Annotated in this window: 1 protein-coding gene; it reads right to left on the bottom strand. The window is 35.0% G+C overall.

The window, feature by feature from the left end; all coding sequences use genetic code 11:
* On the bottom strand, positions 1 to 417 hold a 417-nt coding region (locus tag IE312_RS44950), incomplete at its 3' end, for an RNA polymerase beta'' subunit family protein (RefSeq protein WP_189986851.1).
* Positions 418 to 575 lie beyond the last annotated feature (158 nt).

Below are 575 nucleotides of genomic sequence, written 5' to 3'. Positions count from 1 at the left end.
TGAATCCGCCTTTAGAGTCCCATATTTAAGAATTCCGGAACTCTTTCTTCGGTATCTAGGATCATCAAAAAAAGCAAAAATACTATTTCTACGGAAAATACCATTTATGGGTATTTCAACCGAGATACCTGACTGCGGTATGAATTCTTTCTCTTGCTCTTGAATCGATTGGAATGGAATGAGAAATCTATTTCTTCGTCTTTTTGCTAATAAATCCGAGTTCTCATGAAAAATAGCAGAATATATTAAATTATAATGACTAGTACCTAAGTTTCCATTCAATTCTGAATAATCGTAAATCCCTAATTTTTTTGGATCGGCAAAATCGGAACTAAAAAATTTTTGGCTCACTTGATCATTATTCACTGAGAGGCTAGAAATAGATTTTCTTTCGGCGGAAAGAAAGGGTATATTCATTTGATCTTGATCTTTATGGATCGAAAAACGAATTAGACTAGATCCACATGAACCTCCGGATAATATCCATAAATGACTTGTTTTTGGTAAGAGGTGGACATTACTATATGTAAATTCGGGTGCATGGGACACATCAGTACTCCAGTGCATTTCGCCCT

The sequence above is a fragment of the Streptomyces capoamus genome, from assembly GCF_014654935.1.
In the GTDB taxonomy this organism is placed as follows: domain Bacteria; phylum Actinomycetota; class Actinomycetes; order Streptomycetales; family Streptomycetaceae; genus Streptomyces; species Streptomyces capoamus.
The sequence above is the reverse complement of the archived record's forward strand: the minus strand, read 5'-3'. Positions and strand labels throughout refer to the sequence as shown.